Here is a 15,267-nt window from a genome sequence, read left to right as displayed (position 1 = left end):
AAGCCGTTGGTCATATGTAACATATTACAGCACGGATGCCATCCAGCGCTCCAAACCAGCGGAATCGATCGGCAGCACGTCGCTGAGCACCTCGATCCCGCTGTCGGTCACCACGACATCGTCCTCGATCCGCACGCCGATGCCCCGCAGCTCGGGCGGAACGGTCTCGTCCCAGGCGTGGAAGTACAGACCCGGCTCGACCGTGAGCGCCATACCGGGCTGCATGGTGGCCTCGAAGTACTGCGCGTACGACGACGCGCCGCAGTCGTGCACGTCCAGCCCGAGGTGGTGCCCCACGCCGCACACGATGTAGCGGCGATGGTGCTGACCGTCTGCCGCGAGCGCCTCGTCGACCGAGACCGGCAGCAGTCCCCAGTCGGAGAGCCCCTGCGCGAGCACCTCCATGCACGCGATGTGGAAATCGCGCCAGTCGCGACCCGGCGCCACCGCGGCGAGCCCGGCGCGGTGCGAGCGCTCGACCAGATCGTGCACCTCGCGCTGCGCGGTCGTGAAGCGACCACTCGCGGGGAGCGTGCGCGTCACATCGGCGGTGTACCCGCTGCGGTTCTCCACTCCCATGTCCAGCAGCAGCAGCGCCTCGGGATCGACAGCGCTGTCGGCGCGTACCCAGTGCAGGATCGGCGCATTCGCCCCCGAGCCGACGATGCTCGCGTACCCGGGCGCCTGCCCGACCGTGCGGGCGTGCCGGTCGAAGGTGCCCTGCAGCCAGCGCTCCCCGCCGTGCTGCACGGCACGCGGGATCTCGCGGCGCACCTGGGCGAATCCCTCGACGGTGTGCTGCACCGCCGCGCGCAGCTCGGCGAGCTCCCACGCGTCCTTCTGCATGCGCAGCGCCGAGAGCACCCGGGCGAGCTCGGCCGAGCGATGCCGGCCGCCCAGCTGCCGACCGGGCACGGCCCCCACCACTGCACTGCCCGCGATGAGCGCGTCGTCGGGGACGGCCAGCTCGTCCAGCTCCCGCACGCGCAGGTCCAGGGCATCGGCGAGCTCGGCGGTGCCGGCGAGCGGACCCACCCACAGCTCGCCGTGCGCCGGGTCGGCATGGAAGGCCGCGGCGCCGGGGCGCGCCGGCGGGGTGATGTACAGCGTCGCGTCGTGTCCGCCCGCGGTGGGAGTGAGCACGAGCACGCCGTCCTCCACACCGAAGCCCACCAGCCAGAGGAAGTCGCTGTGCGCGCGGAACTCGAAGAAGCAGTCGTTCAGCCGCGCCTGCGCACGCCCGGCCGCGATGACCAGCGTCTGCCCCGGCAGTGCGGCCGAGAGTCGCTCGCGGTGCTGCCCCGCGGCCTGCGCGGCGCCGGGCTCCACCCGCGGCGTGCGGTCCGCGTCGCCCCAGCCGGTCCTCATCCAGTCGGTGAAGCCGGCCGCGGTCGCCAGCGACGGCATCCGCGGGTCCTGCGAGCCGGAACGCGCGTTGGGGATGCCGCTCTCCCAATCGACGACGTGCACCTCGGCGCCGTAGCCGGCGGGCTGGTGGTGGTCACTGCTCATGCTGATCTCCAGATGATCTTCGGGCGGGGGAGAGGTGCGGATGCCGCACCGGCCGGGTCAAGGGCGGTCGCTGCCGCGGCCGCCGAGGCGCCATTCGAGTGCGGTGAACAGCCGCTCGGCAACGCCGTCCTTGACGATGCCGTCGTGCTCGTGCTCGTTGGTCACCCACGCATGCAGTCCGCCCACGCGGGCCGCCGTGTCGAGCGAGAGGCCCGCGTCGACGTACATGTCGTCGAAGTAGACAACCGCCTCGACCGGCACCTCATTGACGCCCAGACGGGCGGTGTCGTACAGCTCGATCGGCCATTCCCGTCCGGCGAGCAGCTCGACCCCGGCGCGGAAGCCGCGCAGCGCACGGATCTCGTCGAACATCCAGGGGAACACCATCTCGCCGGTGAACAGCACCGGTCGCGCATCCTCGTCGAACTCCGGATGCCGCTCGCGCTCGCGCTGCGCCGCCCAGGCCGTCGGCCCTGCGCCGTAGATGCTCTCCTGCAAGGCGATGAACAGCGGGTTGGCGGCGAACGCGGTGGCCGCGCCCACTGAGGAGAGGAACGTGTCGCTCAGGCGGGTCTCGGCGCGATCGGCGAACGCCTCGTCGAACAGCCAGTGCACCCGGTCGAACCCCGGGCCCATGCCGAAATCGAAGCCGAGCGTCTGCAGGCGCCGCACGGTGAGCCGGTCGCCGTCGGCGAGACGGACCTCCCGCGTCTGCAGGATGTCGGCGACCCGCGCAATGCGCTCGGCGAGGTGCGGGGCGCGCTCGCGGAAGAGCCGGTTCTTCGCCACCACGCGCGGGAACGTGCGCCGGTAGACCTCGGCCGGGTCAGGATCGAGCGACGGCAGTCCACCCGCCACCGCGGAGCCCACGACCGCCTCCGGGAATGCGGAGAGGTAGTGCAGGGTGAGGAAGCCGCCGTAGCTCTGCCCGATCGTCCACCAGCGGCGTCCGCCGTAGTGCGCGGCGCGCAGCGCCTCGAAGTCGCGCACGATCGAGTCGGCCCGGTGCAGCGACAGCCGTCGCGCGGCCTCCTCGGCCGGCATCTCGGCGAACTGCGCCCCCGACAACGGGGTGGACCGTCCGGTGCCGCGCTGGTCGGGGACGATGAGCCGGAAGCGCGACAGTGCGGCGGCGACCCAGTCGCCGCGGCCGACCGGTCGCACGCCCTTGCCACCGGGACCGCCCTGCAGATGCAGCAGCAGCGGCAGGTCGTCGTGGCGGCGCTCGGCGGCGACGAACTCCCGGGCGAAGATCTCGATGGTCTCCCCGTCGGGGTCGTTCCAATCCAGCGGCACGGTGGTCCACACGTCGCGGGCGACGATGTCCTTGCCGACGAAGTACGCGCTGTCAGAGATCACGCAGGTCACCTTGCTTTCCGATCGACGTGCTCGCGGCGAGCGGGCACCGGTCCAGTCTGCCGCGGGTCACCGGGCGCGAGTGCGCACCCGGGAATCGAGCAGCGCGTAGAAGAGGTCGACGATGAGGTTCGACAGCACGACGAAAAGTCCGCCCAGCAGCACGATGGCGATCACCACCGGGCGGTCCTGCATGGCCACACTGGTGACGGCGAGTGCGCCGACGCCCTGCAGTCCGAAGACCTGCTCGATCACGATCACCCCACCCAGCAGCAGGCCGATGTCGATGCCGAGCTGGGTGACCAGGGGCGGCATGGCGCTGCGGAACGCGTGCACGTAGATCACGCGCCGCTCGGTGAGGCCCTTCGCCCGTGCGGTGCGCACGTAGTCCTCGCCGAGCACGTCGAGCATCTGCCCGCGGGTGAGGCGGGCATAGACGGCGGCGGTCACCATCGCGAGGGTGAGCCACGGCAGCGCCAGATGCCACGCCCACTGCAGCGGGCCGGTCGCGAAGGGCACATACCCCGAGGGCGGGAACAGGTTCACACCGAAGCGGGTGGGCAGGTAGTACAGCAGGTACAGCGCCAGCATGCCCAGCACGAAGGTGGGGAAGCTGATGCCGACCAGCGCGAAGCCCTGACCCAGGCGGTCGCGCACGCTGCCGGGGCGCTTGGCCGAGGCGATGCCGATCGGGATGCCGATCGCGAGCCACACCACGACCGCGCCGAAGACCAGCGACATGGTCGCGGGGATGCGGGCGAGCACGAGATCGGCGACCGGCAGGCTCGAGCGGTACGAGAAGCCCAGATCACCCTGCAGGAGGTTGCCGATGAAGATGAGGTACTGCTCCCAGATCGGCTTGTCGAGACCGAGGTTCGCTCGGATCTGCGCCATCAGAGCCTCGGTCGCCTTGTCGCCGGCGATGATACGTGCCGGGTCTGAGGGCGTGACGTAGAACAGCACGAAGATGAAGACGCTGAGCAGGAACAGCACCAGCAGGCCGAAGCCGATGCGCGACATCAGGAAGCGGATCATGCCCGCGCTCCCTTCGCAGAGGACGGATCGAGCGCATCGCGCAGACCGTCGCCGAGCAGATTGAACGTGAGGGTCAGCGCCAGCAGCGCGAGGCCCGGCACGAGCACCATCCACGGCGCGACGATGTACATCGACCCGTTCGAGGCGTCGGCGAGCATGTTTCCCCAGCTGGGCGTGGGCGGCACGGTGCCCAGGCCCAGGAACGACAGGGTGGCCTCGAACACGATCGCGGCGGGGATCATCAGTGTGGTGTACACTACGATCGGCACGACGAGGTTGGGCAGCACATCGCGGAACATCGTCGCGATGCCCGACTGTCCCAGCGAGCGGGCCGTCTCGATGAACTCGCGCTCGCGCAGCGCGAGCACCTGTCCGCGGATGACGCGGGCCAGACCCGCCCAGCTGAAGAACACGATCACCGAGATCGACAGCTGCAGGCTCGGGCCGAGCACCGATACCGTGGCTATCGCGACGAGCAGGAACGGCACGCTCATCACGAGGTCGATCACGCGACTGAGCACCGTGTCGACCACGCCGCCGAAGAAGCCGGCGGTCATGCCGATCAGGATGCCGATGACCGACGCCGCCAGCGACGCGACGACACCGACCAGCAGCGACACCTGCGCGCCGTATGCAAGGCGCACGAACACGTCGCGGCCGAGCTGATCGGTGCCGAGCAGGAACTCGCCGTTCGGCGGCACCGGCATCCCCGCCGGCGAGAGGCCGGTCTCGCGGAACTGCTCGGTGGGGCCGTGCCCGGTCCACTGCGCGATCAGGGGTGCGGCGAGCGCGAATGCGACGATGAGCACGATGACGACGGCAGAGCCGACGCTCGCCGGATCGCGCCGCAGGCGTCGCAGGGTCAGATGCCACGAGCTCTTCACTCCGGATGCCGCGTCTGCGGCGCCCTTGGAGGGGATGAGCAGGGTCAGGGTCTCCTTCGAGAACGGACTCATGAGCGCTCCTCCGAGGTGCTGGTGTCGGCGGCGAGGTCGGCGCCGGGCGTGGCGACATCGCTGAGCGCGCCCAGGAACGCGGCGGCGAGCAGCTTCTTCGTGAAGGGCTGCTGTGGCGTGCGGTAGATGCTCTCGGCGTCGTCGAGCTCGACGATGCGGCCGTTCTCCATCACGGCGATGCGATCGCACATGTGCCGCACCACGGCGAGGTCGTGCGAGATGAACAGGTACGTCAGCCCGAGTTCGCGCTGCAGCTCGTCCAGCAGCTGCAGCACCTGAGCCTGCACGGTGACGTCGAGCGCCGAGACCGGCTCGTCGAGGATGATGAGATCGGGATTCAGCGCGATCGCGCGGGCGATGCCGATCCGCTGGCGCTGCCCGCCCGAGAACTGCGCCGGGAAGCGGTTGTAGTGGTCGGGGTCGAGCCCGACCTGGTCGAGCAGCTCGAGGACGCGTCGCTCGCGTTCGCGCGGGGTGCCCACACCGTGGATGCGCAGCGGATCGCCGATGATCGACCCGACGCGGCGCTTGGGGTTGAGCGACGAGAACGGGTCCTGGAAGACCACCTGCACCCGCTGGCGCATCCGCCGCCACTCGGCGCCGGAGATGCTGCGCAGGTCGGTGCCGTCGAAGCGGACGGTGCCCTCGGACGGCGACACCAGGCCGGCGATCGTGCGCGCGAGCGTGGTCTTGCCGCATCCGCTCTCGCCCACCAGCCCCAGCGTCTCCCCGCGGCGCACCTCGAGGCTGATCCCGTCGAGCACCTTCCGCTCGACGCCGCGACGGGCGCGGAACGAGACGCTGACGTCTGACACCTCGGCGATCGGGCCGGCCGGCGCCGGCGCGGCATCCTCGAGCTGTCCGAGCGGGGTTCGGCGCTCGCTCTGCGTGAACGAGGACGACGCGATCAGCGCTCGCGTGTACTGCTCGCGCGGACGGCGCAGCACCTCGTCGCTCGTGCCGACCTCCACCTGCTCGCCGCGGTACATCACCATCACCCGGTCCGCGACGCTCGCCATCACGCTGAGGTCGTGACTGATCATCAGCACCGTCGCGCCGAAGTCCTGCTTCATCTCGCCCAGCAGCTGCAGGATCTGCGCCTGCACCGTCGAGTCGAGGGCGGTGGTCGGCTCATCGGCGATGATCAGCGCCGGATCGAGCGACAGGCTCATCGCGATCATGACGCGCTGGCGCATGCCGCCGGAGAACTGGTGGGGATATGCGTCGAAGCGCGAGGCCGCGTCGCTGATGTGCACCTTGTCGAGCAGCTGGATCGCGCGCGCCTTCGCCGCCTGGCGCGAGACGTTCTCGTGCGCGCGGATCTGCTCGACGATCTGCCAGCCGACGGTGTACTGCGGGTGCAGGCTGGACAGCGGGTCCTGGAAGATCATGCTGATGTCGCGCCCGCGCCGCCGGCGCAGCCGCTCGGCGTCCAGCGAGAGCAGGTCCTCGCCCTGAAAGCGCACCGAACCGGACGTGCGCGCCTGCGGGATCAGCCCCATCACCGACTGCACGAGCACGGACTTGCCCGAACCGGATTCGCCGACGATGCCGAAGAACTCACCCTCGGCGACATCGAAGGAGACGTCCCTGACGGCGTGCACGTCGCCGCCCTCGGTGGGGATGTCGACCCGCAGGTGGGAGACCTCGAGAATGGGCATTCGTTCTCTTCTCTTCCGAGTGCGAGCTGCTGCGGCGCGAGGTCATCGCGCCGCAGCAGCAGGGCGAGCAGCGGCTACTTCGTCAGCCAGACGTTGGCCCAGTCGCCGTTCTGCGCGAGCGCGTAGATCGAGAAGTTCTGCACGCGGGCCGAGTGATAGTTGGCCTTCTTCTTCGCGGCGATGCTGACGATGGGCGAGTCCTTCATGACGGTCTCATCCACCTGGTGCCACAGCTTGCCGGCCTCCTCGGGGGTGCTGGCGGCGAGGGCCTTGTCGGCCAGCGCGTTCGCCTCGTCGTTGTTGTAGTCGACGTAGTTGTACGCCTGCGGGGTGCCGTCGAAGGTGAACTGCGGCTGGTACACGCTGCGCGCTGCGCCGCCGACCCAGTCCGGCGACCATCCGACCAGCGCGATGTCCCACTCGCCGCTGGACGCGTTCTCGCGGTTGGTCATGAAGTTCGCGTAGTAGTCGGTCGGCGGGACGGGGAAGAGCTCTACCTTGATGCCCGCCTTCTCGAGGCTGGCCTGCACGGTCTGGGCGATGTCCGGCTGCGAGCCGAGGTTGCGGTACGGGAACTTCAGGGTGAGGTTCTGCACGCCGGCCTGCGCGAGCAGCTCCTTCGCCTTCTCGGGATCGGCCTTGCCGCTCTTGTCACCGTAGGGGGAGTACTCCTCGTACCCGTTGATGCCGGGGCCGAAGATGCCGTTGGTGACCGTGGCGATCTCGGTGCCGCCCATGACCTGCACGACGGCGCTCTTGTCGATCGCGTACTGCAGCGCCTGGCGCACCTCGAGCTTCTGCAGCGCGCCGCCGTTGTTGTCCGTCTTGGTGTTGATCCACATGAACTGGTCGACGCCGCCGTTCTCGAGCGTCGAGAACTTCTCGTCGTTGGTGGCGGTCAGCTGCTGGATGTTCGCAGGTCCCGGCTGGATGTCGAACAGCATGTCGGCCGAACCCGCCTGCACCTGCTGCATGGCAGCATCCACCTCCACCCCCATCGTCATCTCGATGCTGTCGACGTACGCCTTGCGCAGCGGGTCGCTCTTCGCGTCCCACGACTTGTTCCGGGTGAGGGTGAGCTTCACGTCGGGCTTGTGCTCGTCGATCGTGTACGGCCCGGACGAGATGAAGTTGTTGCGGTACTCCGGGGAGTCCGGGATGTAGTCCAGCACCTCGACCGGGGCCGGATTGGCGGTGGGCAGGCTCAGCATCGAGGTGAAGTCGGATGCCGGCTCGGTGAGGTGGAACACGACCGTCTTGTCGTCGGGGGTCTCGATGCCGGTGATGTCGTTCGCCTCGACGTACTCCTTCATCGGGCCGCTCTCTGGGGCGACCGCGCCGAAGCCGTCGCAGAACTGCGCCATCCCCTCGATGAGCGTGATGAAGTAGCCGCCCAGCGCCGCACCGATGTGCGGGTTGCAGATGCGCTTGATGCCGCGCTCGACGTCGCCGGAGACGATAGGTCGCGCCCCGTCCGGTGCGTCCCAGGTGGCGCCGTCGCGCAGTGTGATCGTGTAGGTCAGCCCGTCATCGGTCGGCTCCGGCACCTCGGTGGCGAGATCGCCGACGAGCGCCGCGCGCTTCTCGGCGTCATTGGACGCCTCGTAGCTCAGCAGCGAGCGGGAGATGACGCGGGTGATGCTGTTCGAGGGCACGTACGCGATCAGCTGCGGATCGATGTGGTCGGTGTCGCCGTTCGAGAGCACCTTCAGCGTGCCGCCGGTCTGCGGTTCGCCGGCGTCGCCGCCGCCCCCGCCGGTGGATGAGCAGCCGCTGAGCACGAGCGCGAAGGCTGATGCGACGACCAGCGGAGTCAGAGGGGAGAGCTTCTTGCGAGCCATAGAGTCGTCCTTGATTCTCGGGTCGGGTGCGCCCGCATCTTCGACGGGCTGATGCCACAGGCGGGCCGCGGCACGCCTGTAACATAGCACATGTCAGATAGTTACTTCAGGGTCGGCGGCTCCGAAATGCGACGGATCCCGGCGCTCGCTGCAGCGACAGCGCCCTCCGCGGTCTCGACCTGCTGCAGCGCATCGTCATGATGCTTCTCAGCGTCCTGCGCGTCGTCCGCCGCTCGGCCGCGATCGGCCCGGGCGCGGGCGAGAGCATCCTCGAGCTCGGCGATGTGCTCGTCGATCCGCTCGAGCTCCGCAGCGGCATCCTGCTGCCGGGCGTCTGCCCGCCGCTCGGCACCCCGGGCGCGCTCCAGGGCGCGCTCCGCCTCGTGCAGGGCGCGTTCCGCTGCGCGCCGTTCGCGGCGGGCGCGCACCTCGTCGGCGGGCGCCGCCGCTGCCGCGGGCGGGGCCGGGCGACCACCGGCGACGAGGACATCGAGGTCGAACGATGCCGTGGGCTCGAGATCCTGCACGAGCCGCCCGGATGCCACTGCGGCCGCCGCCTGCTCATCGAAGAACGCCGCCGAGATGATCTGGCGCACAGCCTCGCGCGTGGCATCCGTCACTCGCGCGCCCAGCGACTGGGCGAGCGAGGAGGCCTCGTGCGCGAGCTGACCGGTCAGCGCGCGGCGCTGCCGGCCGAGCTGCGACAGCGTGGCGGCGTCGAGGTCGGCCTGCGCCTCGCGCAGCTCGGCGGCCAGCTGCAGCGCCTGCTGCAGCCGAGCGGAACGCTCCCGGGCGAAGACGTTGACCACCCACGCAGCGGTGCTGGGCTTGCGCAGGCGGCGGATCTGGGCGGCGAGCTGCGGGTCGGCGGCCTCCTTGGCGCGCGCGTTCCGGATCGCCACGAACTGATCCGGTGGAGCCGAGTACAGCTCAGCCGCGATCGCATCGAGGGCGCCGGCATCACTCATACGGCGACGCTACCTGGTGGTGCTGTCAATCCCGGTGCGGGAGTGCAGTGACGGTGCTGTGATGAACTGCACAGTCCACCAGGCTCTGCGACTCACAAGGGAGTGATGACATGTCGCGCAACAACGCTCACCAGCACGCCAAGCAGCCCAGGACGGCGCTTGCCGGCCCCTACGGGCATCCGTTCCACCCCATCCTCGTCACGATCCCGATCGGGACCTGGGTGGCGAGCCTCGTGTTCGACATCATCGGTCTGATCGCCGCAGACCCCGAGCCATACACGCGAGCGGCGTGGATCCTCATCGTGATCGGTCTGGTCGGGGCGGTGCTCGCGGCGCTGTTCGGCTTCCTCGACTACCTGCAGCTCGAGCGGGGCACGCAGGCGCGCAAGACCGGCACGCTGCACATGGTGCTGAACCTCGGCGTGACCGTGCTGTTCATCGTCAACCTCGTGGTGCGTCTCGCCGAGGAGGAAGACCACGTGAGCATCGCGGGGTTCGTCCTGTCGATCATCGGGCTCGCGGCTCTCGGGGCGTCTGGTTACCTCGGGGGCAAGCTCGCGTATCGCTACGGCGTGCGCGTGGCCGATGAGACCACCCAGCAGGAGGGGTTCCGCTGACGCCCGATCATCACGCGCCGTCCTCTGCGGTGCCGCTCTGCGCCGTCGTCGACTGCTTCTGCCACGGCCAGCGACCGGTGATCTCGAGCTCGAGAGACCAGCTGAGGAAGGTCCGGATCAGCACGATCACCGCCAGCACCGCGACGGACCCCAGGCTCGGCGTCACCGCGACGGTGCGGATGATGTCGGCGGCGACCAGCAGCTCCAGGCCGAGCAGGATCGACCGGCCAAGGAAGCGCCTGAACCGTCCGTAGACGTTGGCCTCGCGTCGGAAGAGGTGGCTCGCGGCGGATGCCGTGGCCGCGAGCGCACCGATCACGATCGCGAGCACGCCCAGGGCGTCGACCGCTTTGCCGACGGCCTCGATCACCTGCTGAAAATCCATGGCGGTCGTCCTTCCGACCAGCGGGCCGGTCAGTGCGAGCCGGAGTTCCTGGTCGCGTCCTCAGCGGCCTTCATCGCCGCGTCCCCCTCCTCCTGCGACTCGGATCCGCCGCTCGTGGCCGGATCCTCGCCCGAGGCGGGTTCCCCGTCGGTGGTGGGCATCTTCTGATCGTCGAACTGCCCGTCGGGGGTGTCCTCGTTCGCGGGCTCGGGGTTGCCGTGCGAGCCGCTGGCGGCCTGCTTCGCGTCGGCGGCGGCGTCGTGGTGTCCGGTGCTGTCGTTGTTCGTCATGCCGCGATCACATCGCATGAACGCGATGCGCGGCAGGGGCGTGACGCCGGGCCCACTCGCGGGTATCATCCCTCGGTGCTCGAGTGCACGGCCGCAGCCGACCGGGCGATTTCAGCCGCAGCGTCCTCCGGCGCGGCTCTGCGCACGACGGACACCGTCGTGAGCACGATCCCGGCGACCACCCCGCCCAGACCGCCGAACATCATGTCGCCGATCGTGTCGCGGTAGCCGACGTGGATGGCAGGGCTGACGAATTCCGCGCCGAACCACTCGATCATCTCCCACACCGCGCTGAGTGCGAGCGCGATGAGCGGCAGCAGCACCAGTGGCGTGCGCGCGGGGACGCCGGGCGCGGTCACCGCGGCGATCCGGCACCGGTCGAGGATCAGCGCAGCGATGACGGCGAGCGCGCCCGCGCCGGCGAAGTGCATGAGCAGGTCCCAGTAGCGGATCGCGGTGTACAGCTCGAAGACGTTGCTCCAGGTCGCGGCGAGCACCACCACGCTCGAGAGCACATCGAACCCGGCGCGCATGCCCAGCATCCGCGGCAGCATCAGCGCCGGCAGGGCGAGCGCGGCGATGCCGGCATCCGTCACCTGCAGCCACACGGCAGCGGCGACCACCCCGAGCACGCCGATCAGACGCAGGGCGTCCGCCGTCCACTCGACCACCGTGCGTGGCGGGCGCAGGAAGTCTTCCTTCATTCGTGTTCCTTCCCGATGCGCAGCACCGCCTGCACCGGCAGGTGGTCAGAAGGCCATCGTCCCGCATATCGCCGCGCGTTCGTCGCCGCGGTGCACACCTCGACCGACGGCGTGACCAGGATCCAGTCCAGACGGCGCCCGCCTTCGCGCGGCGGGCGGTAGCCGGCGTACGTGCCCCACGCCGGGCTGCGCCGCGCTGCGGCCTGCTGCCAGGCGTCGGTGAGCGGATCGCCGACGGCCCGATCGTCCGTCAGCCGCGCCAGCGCAGCGGAATCAGCGCCGGCGTTGAGATCGCCCAGCACCACCGCCGGCAGCCCGCGCCTGGCGACGAGATCGCGGACGGCGGCGGCCGATCGCCACCGGGCGCCGGCGGAGAGGTGATCGAAGTGCGTGTTCACGGCCAGGAAGCGCCGCCCGGTGTCGCGGTCGGCGAACTCCGCCCAGACCAGGATGCGCGGCAGCACATTGCCCCAGCCGGTCGACCCCGCCTGCTGCGGACGATCGGAGAGGGCGCGCTGCCCGCCGTCGCGCAGCTGCAGCCGCCGATCGTCGAAGAACAGCGGAGTGCCCTCACCGCCCCCGTCGCCACGGCGTCCCCGGCCCAGCATCCGGTAGCCGTCGCCCAGCGCGTCGCGCAGCAGCGGCAGCACGCGCGGACGCACCTCCTGCAGCCCCAGCAGGGTCGGCTGCTCCGTGGCGAGCAGCGCCCGCACGGCAGGTGCGCGCGTCGACCAGCGATCCGCTCGGGGGCGCAACCGGCCCTCCACCGCGCGACGGACGTTGAAGGTCATCACGTGCAGGTCGGGCGCCTGGGCGGCGCCGATCAGGGCCTCATCCGGCATCCGTCCTACCCGTCCCAGCCCTGCTGCGGCGTCTCGCACGTCTCGCGGAAGATGTACTGCGACGGCAGCTTGCGCTGCGAGCTCGACCAGTCGATCGCCGGCCGGCGCTGCTCGGCGGGCAGGTACCCGAGGCGGTAGACGGCCATCAGCTCGAGGTCGTCTGGCACGTGCAGCAGTTCGATGATCTCGTCCCATCGCCCTGGGGCCTCCATCGGGAAGGAGATGAACTGGATGCCCATGCCGAGCTCCACCGTCGTCAGCCACACGTTCTCCATCGCGGCGCCCATGCTGAACACGGAGTAGAACGACGACAGCTCGCCGGGCCGGTACTCGCTGCGATCGAGCATCACGCCCAGCAGCAGCGGCGATCCCGCGACGAGCTTCGCGTTCTCGGCGCCGAGGGTCTTGGGCACGCCGAGGGAGTTCATCAGCTTCTGGCCCCGGGAGGTGAACACCTGACTGGTGAAGGGCCGCAGCAGCGCGGGCAGCTTGTCGAACAGCATGCCGCTGCGCTTCTGCTCCATCTCCGCCTCGCTGAAGCGGAAGTACGGCTTGTACCGCTCGAAGAACGTGCCGTTCGACATCACCTCGGTCATGCTCTCGCCCGAGATCTTCGCGATCCGCTCGATGGTGCCGCGGTCCTCGATCACCACGAACCGCCAGGGCTGACTGTTCAGCTGCGACGGCGCCCGCCCGGCCGCCTCCATCAGCAGCCGCTGGTGCTCCTGCGATACCGGGTCGGGCAGGAAGGGTCCGTTGGTCGTCTTGCGGCGGCGGATGACGTCGAGGAATTCCATGGTGCTCCAGTCAGCGGGTTCTGAGGACGGCGAGGAGGTAGCAGGGTGCGGCGCTGAGCGCGATGATCGGATGTCGGCGAGTGCGCGTGCCCGCATACGGGATGACAGCGAGCGGGACGAGCACGGGGGACAGAGCGCGTGCGGCCGATCGCTGACGCTGCATCGGGTCAGCGGCGGCGATCGCGAGGGCGATGAGCGTCGTCGTGGCGGTAGCGATGTACAGCGCGTGATGCACCCAGCGGAACCTCCCGGTGCGCACCACGCCGGTGCCGACGCCGATGCCCAGCGCGCAGTTCGCCGCGTAGCAGGCCGCCGCGATGCGGATGGCGGTGGATGCAGCCGGCGCGGCGCGCCGGTGTCGGTGCGGGCGGCGTCTGCGTGTCATCGCACCAGCGAACCACGTCGCGGCGGCGGAAGCGAGGGGGCTTGCGCGGGTGCGCCGGTGCCGACAGTGCACCGACCGATTCAGTTCTCTCGTGGTGGCCGGCGGATGCCGATCCATGACACCACCCCGCCCGCGGCGAACAGGGCGGCGGTGACGACGGCGGCACTGTGGAACCCGTCCAGGTCCAATGCTCCGCCCACGATCGTCGACAGCAGCGCGACCACCAGCAGACCGGCGACACGTGAGACGGCGTTGTTGACGGCTGAGGCGATGCCGCTGCGGCGCTCGTCGATCGCACCGAGGATGGCCGAGGTGAGCGGAGCGACCGTCAGGGCGAGTCCGAGCCCCAGCACGAGCATCGCCGGCAGCACCTGCCACCAGTAGTCGAATTCGCCGCCGACGGTGAGCAGCAGCAGCGCACCTGCCGCCATGACCAGCGGGCCGGCGGTCATGAACAGGCGCGGTCCGAATCGCCCTGCCCACGCCCCGGCACGCGACGACAGCAGGATCATCAGCACCGTGACCGGCAGGCTGGCCAGGCCCGCAGCGGTCGCGCTCAGACCCGCGCCCTGCTGCAGATACACACCGATCACGAACCCGTTCAGCGAGAGCGCGGCATAGATGAACAGCGTGGCGATGTTGCCCCAGCCGAAGTTGCGCACCCCGAACATCTCCAGCGGCAGCAGAGGATGGCGCGCGCGTGCCTGGCGGCGCAGGAAGAGCGCGAGCAGCAGAACGCCGGCGGCCGCCGGCATCCAGATCGCCGGAGTGGACCAGCCCAGCCGTTCCTGCTCGATGAGCGCGAACACCACTGCGCCCAGCCCCAGCGCGCACACGACGCCGCTGAGCCAGTCGACGCGCACGGCGCGCTCTGGCTCGGGCAGGCGCAGACGCGCAAGCAGGATCAGGTTCACCGCGATCGGCAGCACGTTGATGAGGAATACGAACCGCCACGAGAGCAGATCGACGAACACTCCGCCCATCAGCGGCCCGACCAGCTGCGCACCGGTGGTGAACGCGGTCCACACCCCGATGGCTCGCGCCTGCACCTCCCCGCGCATGGTCGCAGTGATCAGCGCCAGCGAGCTGGGCACCAGCAGGGCGCCGGCGGCCCCCTGCGCGGCACGCGCGATGATCAGCACGAGTGGGTCACCCGCGGCGGCGACCGCGACCGACGCGGCACCGAAGGCGAGCAGGCCGATGCGCATCACCCGCACCCGGCCGTAGGCGTCCGAGAGCGAGCCGGCGAGCAGGATCAGTGCGCTGAGTGTGATGAGGTACGCGTCGACGACCCACTGCTGGGTGAGGATGCCACCGCCCAGCTCACGGCTGATGGCCGGCAGCGCCACCGTGACGACCGTGCCGTCGAGGAACGTGACGAACGACGCCAGCACGGCGACCGCGACGACGAGCCGCTGCACGGACGTGAACGTGGGCACGGACCGACCCTACTCCGGCATCCGCACCGCATGCCCTCGACCCCGGGATCGCGCGGGCGTACCCTGCCTGACATGGATGCGATGATGATGGACGCCATGGCGTCGGAGATGAAGTCGGCGGGCATGCAGATGATGGACATGCAGGTGATGCAGGCCTGCATGGACGCGTGCGCCGCCTGCGAGCAGGCCTGCACGGTGTGCGCGACGCAGATGATGGACTGCAGCGTCTCGTGCATGAACTGCGCCGACATGTGCGGCACGATGATGCGCTCGATGCTGCGGATGCAGGGCATGACCGCCGATACGATGACGGCGATGCTCGACGCATGCATCGCGATGTGTCGCATGTGCATGGACGAGTGCCGGGCGCACGCCGAGCACAGCGACGTCTGCCGCCTGTGTGCTCAAGCCTGTCAGGCCTGCATGGACGCCTGCATGGCGATGCGCGATTCGATGACGAAGATGGCGTCCTGATCGAA

At 69.8% G+C, this 15,267-nt stretch carries 16 protein-coding genes; 2 read left to right on the top strand and 14 right to left on the bottom strand.

Going from position 1 to position 15,267, the window contains the following annotated elements:
- Positions 1-24: 24 nt before the first annotated feature.
- From WFG93_RS00155 to WFG93_RS00125, 7 genes are all read right to left on the bottom strand, one after another.
- The gene (locus WFG93_RS00155; RefSeq protein ID WP_336644292.1) at positions 25-1,512 is read right to left on the bottom strand and encodes an aminopeptidase P family protein; all 1,488 of its coding nucleotides are present in this window, start codon (positions 1,510-1,512) and stop codon (positions 25-27) included.
- 57 nt (positions 1,513-1,569) lie between these two features.
- Positions 1,570-2,871, bottom strand: coding sequence for an alpha/beta fold hydrolase (locus tag WFG93_RS00150; RefSeq protein WP_336644291.1), 1,302 nt, complete (start codon positions 2,869-2,871; stop codon positions 1,570-1,572).
- A 66-nt stretch (positions 2,872-2,937) separates the two neighbouring features.
- On the bottom strand, positions 2,938-3,903 hold the full coding sequence (locus WFG93_RS00145) for an ABC transporter permease (protein ID WP_336644290.1): 966 nt from the start codon (positions 3,901-3,903) through the stop codon (positions 2,938-2,940).
- Positions 3,900-4,859, bottom strand: a complete 960-nt coding sequence (locus WFG93_RS00140) for an ABC transporter permease (protein ID WP_336644289.1) — start codon at positions 4,857-4,859, stop codon at positions 3,900-3,902. The genes WFG93_RS00145 and WFG93_RS00140 overlap by 4 nt, the downstream gene beginning before the upstream one ends.
- A complete protein-coding gene (locus WFG93_RS00135) occupies positions 4,856-6,520 on the bottom strand; it encodes an ABC transporter ATP-binding protein (RefSeq protein WP_336644288.1) in 1,665 nt (554 codons plus the stop codon). The genes WFG93_RS00140 and WFG93_RS00135 overlap by 4 nt, the downstream gene beginning before the upstream one ends.
- 74 nt (positions 6,521-6,594) lie before the next feature.
- The gene (locus WFG93_RS00130; protein ID WP_336644287.1) at positions 6,595-8,361 is read right to left on the bottom strand and encodes an ABC transporter substrate-binding protein; all 1,767 of its coding nucleotides are present in this window, start codon (positions 8,359-8,361) and stop codon (positions 6,595-6,597) included.
- 101 nt (positions 8,362-8,462) lie between these two features.
- Positions 8,463-9,329, bottom strand: coding sequence for a transposase (locus tag WFG93_RS00125; RefSeq protein WP_336644286.1), 867 nt, complete (start codon positions 9,327-9,329; stop codon positions 8,463-8,465).
- Between the two features lie 110 nt (positions 9,330-9,439).
- Between WFG93_RS00125 and WFG93_RS00120 the strand changes: the two genes are divergently transcribed.
- Positions 9,440-9,946, top strand: a complete 507-nt coding sequence (locus WFG93_RS00120; RefSeq protein WP_336644285.1) for a DUF2231 domain-containing protein — start codon at positions 9,440-9,442, stop codon at positions 9,944-9,946.
- A 10-nt stretch (positions 9,947-9,956) separates the two neighbouring features.
- Here WFG93_RS00120 and WFG93_RS00115 read toward each other — a convergent pair whose 3' ends face one another.
- The 7 genes from WFG93_RS00115 to WFG93_RS00085 all read right to left on the bottom strand — a co-directional run bounded on the left by WFG93_RS00115 (position 9,957) and on the right by WFG93_RS00085 (position 14,788).
- Positions 9,957-10,331: a DUF1622 domain-containing protein gene (locus WFG93_RS00115; protein ID WP_336644284.1), complete on the bottom strand. Its 375-nt coding sequence runs from the start codon at positions 10,329-10,331 to the stop codon at positions 9,957-9,959.
- Between the two features lie 29 nt (positions 10,332-10,360).
- Positions 10,361-10,621, bottom strand: coding sequence for a hypothetical protein (locus WFG93_RS00110; protein WP_336644283.1), 261 nt, complete (start codon positions 10,619-10,621; stop codon positions 10,361-10,363).
- Between the two features lie 65 nt (positions 10,622-10,686).
- Positions 10,687-11,325, bottom strand: coding sequence for a hypothetical protein (locus WFG93_RS00105; protein WP_336644282.1), 639 nt, complete (start codon positions 11,323-11,325; stop codon positions 10,687-10,689).
- Positions 11,322-12,167, bottom strand: a complete 846-nt coding sequence (locus WFG93_RS00100) for an endonuclease/exonuclease/phosphatase family protein (RefSeq protein WP_336644281.1) — start codon at positions 12,165-12,167, stop codon at positions 11,322-11,324. Before WFG93_RS00100 ends, WFG93_RS00105 begins: the two co-directional genes overlap by 4 nt.
- A 5-nt stretch (positions 12,168-12,172) precedes the next feature.
- Positions 12,173-12,964, bottom strand: coding sequence for a nitroreductase family protein (locus WFG93_RS00095; RefSeq protein ID WP_336644280.1), 792 nt, complete (start codon positions 12,962-12,964; stop codon positions 12,173-12,175).
- Between the two features lie 10 nt (positions 12,965-12,974).
- Positions 12,975-13,349, bottom strand: coding sequence for a hypothetical protein (locus tag WFG93_RS00090; RefSeq protein ID WP_336644279.1), 375 nt, complete (start codon positions 13,347-13,349; stop codon positions 12,975-12,977).
- 80 nt (positions 13,350-13,429) lie between these two features.
- Entirely contained in the window at positions 13,430-14,788 is a 1,359-nt protein-coding gene (locus WFG93_RS00085) for an MFS transporter (protein WP_336644278.1), read from the bottom strand.
- A gap of 72 nt (positions 14,789-14,860) precedes the next feature.
- Here WFG93_RS00085 and WFG93_RS00080 point away from each other — a divergent pair, with 72 nt between their 5' ends.
- Positions 14,861-15,262: a hypothetical protein gene (locus tag WFG93_RS00080; protein ID WP_336644277.1), complete on the top strand. Its 402-nt coding sequence runs from the start codon at positions 14,861-14,863 to the stop codon at positions 15,260-15,262.
- The last annotated feature ends 5 nt before the right edge of the window (positions 15,263-15,267 follow it).

Origin of the sequence: Microbacterium sp. USHLN186, assembly GCF_037145155.1 — a bacterium.
Classification (GTDB): Bacteria; Actinomycetota; Actinomycetes; order Actinomycetales; family Microbacteriaceae; genus Microbacterium.
The sequence above is the reverse complement of the archived record's forward strand: the minus strand, read 5'-3'. Positions and strand labels throughout refer to the sequence as shown.

What these genes read in the sequence shown, in the direction of transcription:
- WFG93_RS00145 (WP_336644290.1), bottom strand. Translation starts at nt 3,903, where the DNA reads ATGATCCGCTTCCTGATGTCGCGCATCGGCTTCGGCCTGCTGGTGCTG.
- WFG93_RS00095 (WP_336644280.1), bottom strand. Translation starts at nt 12,964, where the DNA reads ATGGAATTCCTCGACGTCATCCGCCGCCGCAAGACGACCAACGGACCC.
- WFG93_RS00105 (WP_336644282.1), bottom strand. Translation starts at nt 11,325, where the DNA reads ATGAAGGAAGACTTCCTGCGCCCGCCACGCACGGTGGTCGAGTGGACG.
- WFG93_RS00140 (WP_336644289.1), bottom strand. Translation starts at nt 4,859, where the DNA reads ATGAGTCCGTTCTCGAAGGAGACCCTGACCCTGCTCATCCCCTCCAAG.
- WFG93_RS00125 (WP_336644286.1), bottom strand. Translation starts at nt 9,329, where the DNA reads ATGAGTGATGCCGGCGCCCTCGATGCGATCGCGGCTGAGCTGTACTCG.
- WFG93_RS00090 (WP_336644279.1), bottom strand. Translation starts at nt 13,349, where the DNA reads ATGACACGCAGACGCCGCCCGCACCGACACCGGCGCGCCGCGCCGGCT.
- WFG93_RS00110 (WP_336644283.1), bottom strand. Translation starts at nt 10,621, where the DNA reads ATGACGAACAACGACAGCACCGGACACCACGACGCCGCCGCCGACGCG.
- WFG93_RS00120 (WP_336644285.1), top strand. Translation starts at nt 9,440, where the DNA reads ATGTCGCGCAACAACGCTCACCAGCACGCCAAGCAGCCCAGGACGGCG.
- WFG93_RS00080 (WP_336644277.1), top strand. Translation starts at nt 14,861, where the DNA reads ATGGATGCGATGATGATGGACGCCATGGCGTCGGAGATGAAGTCGGCG.
- WFG93_RS00100 (WP_336644281.1), bottom strand. Translation starts at nt 12,167, where the DNA reads ATGCCGGATGAGGCCCTGATCGGCGCCGCCCAGGCGCCCGACCTGCAC.
- WFG93_RS00115 (WP_336644284.1), bottom strand. Translation starts at nt 10,331, where the DNA reads ATGGATTTTCAGCAGGTGATCGAGGCCGTCGGCAAAGCGGTCGACGCC.
- WFG93_RS00155 (WP_336644292.1), bottom strand. Translation starts at nt 1,512, where the DNA reads ATGAGCAGTGACCACCACCAGCCCGCCGGCTACGGCGCCGAGGTGCAC.
- WFG93_RS00130 (WP_336644287.1), bottom strand. Translation starts at nt 8,361, where the DNA reads ATGGCTCGCAAGAAGCTCTCCCCTCTGACTCCGCTGGTCGTCGCATCA.
- WFG93_RS00135 (WP_336644288.1), bottom strand. Translation starts at nt 6,520, where the DNA reads ATGCCCATTCTCGAGGTCTCCCACCTGCGGGTCGACATCCCCACCGAG.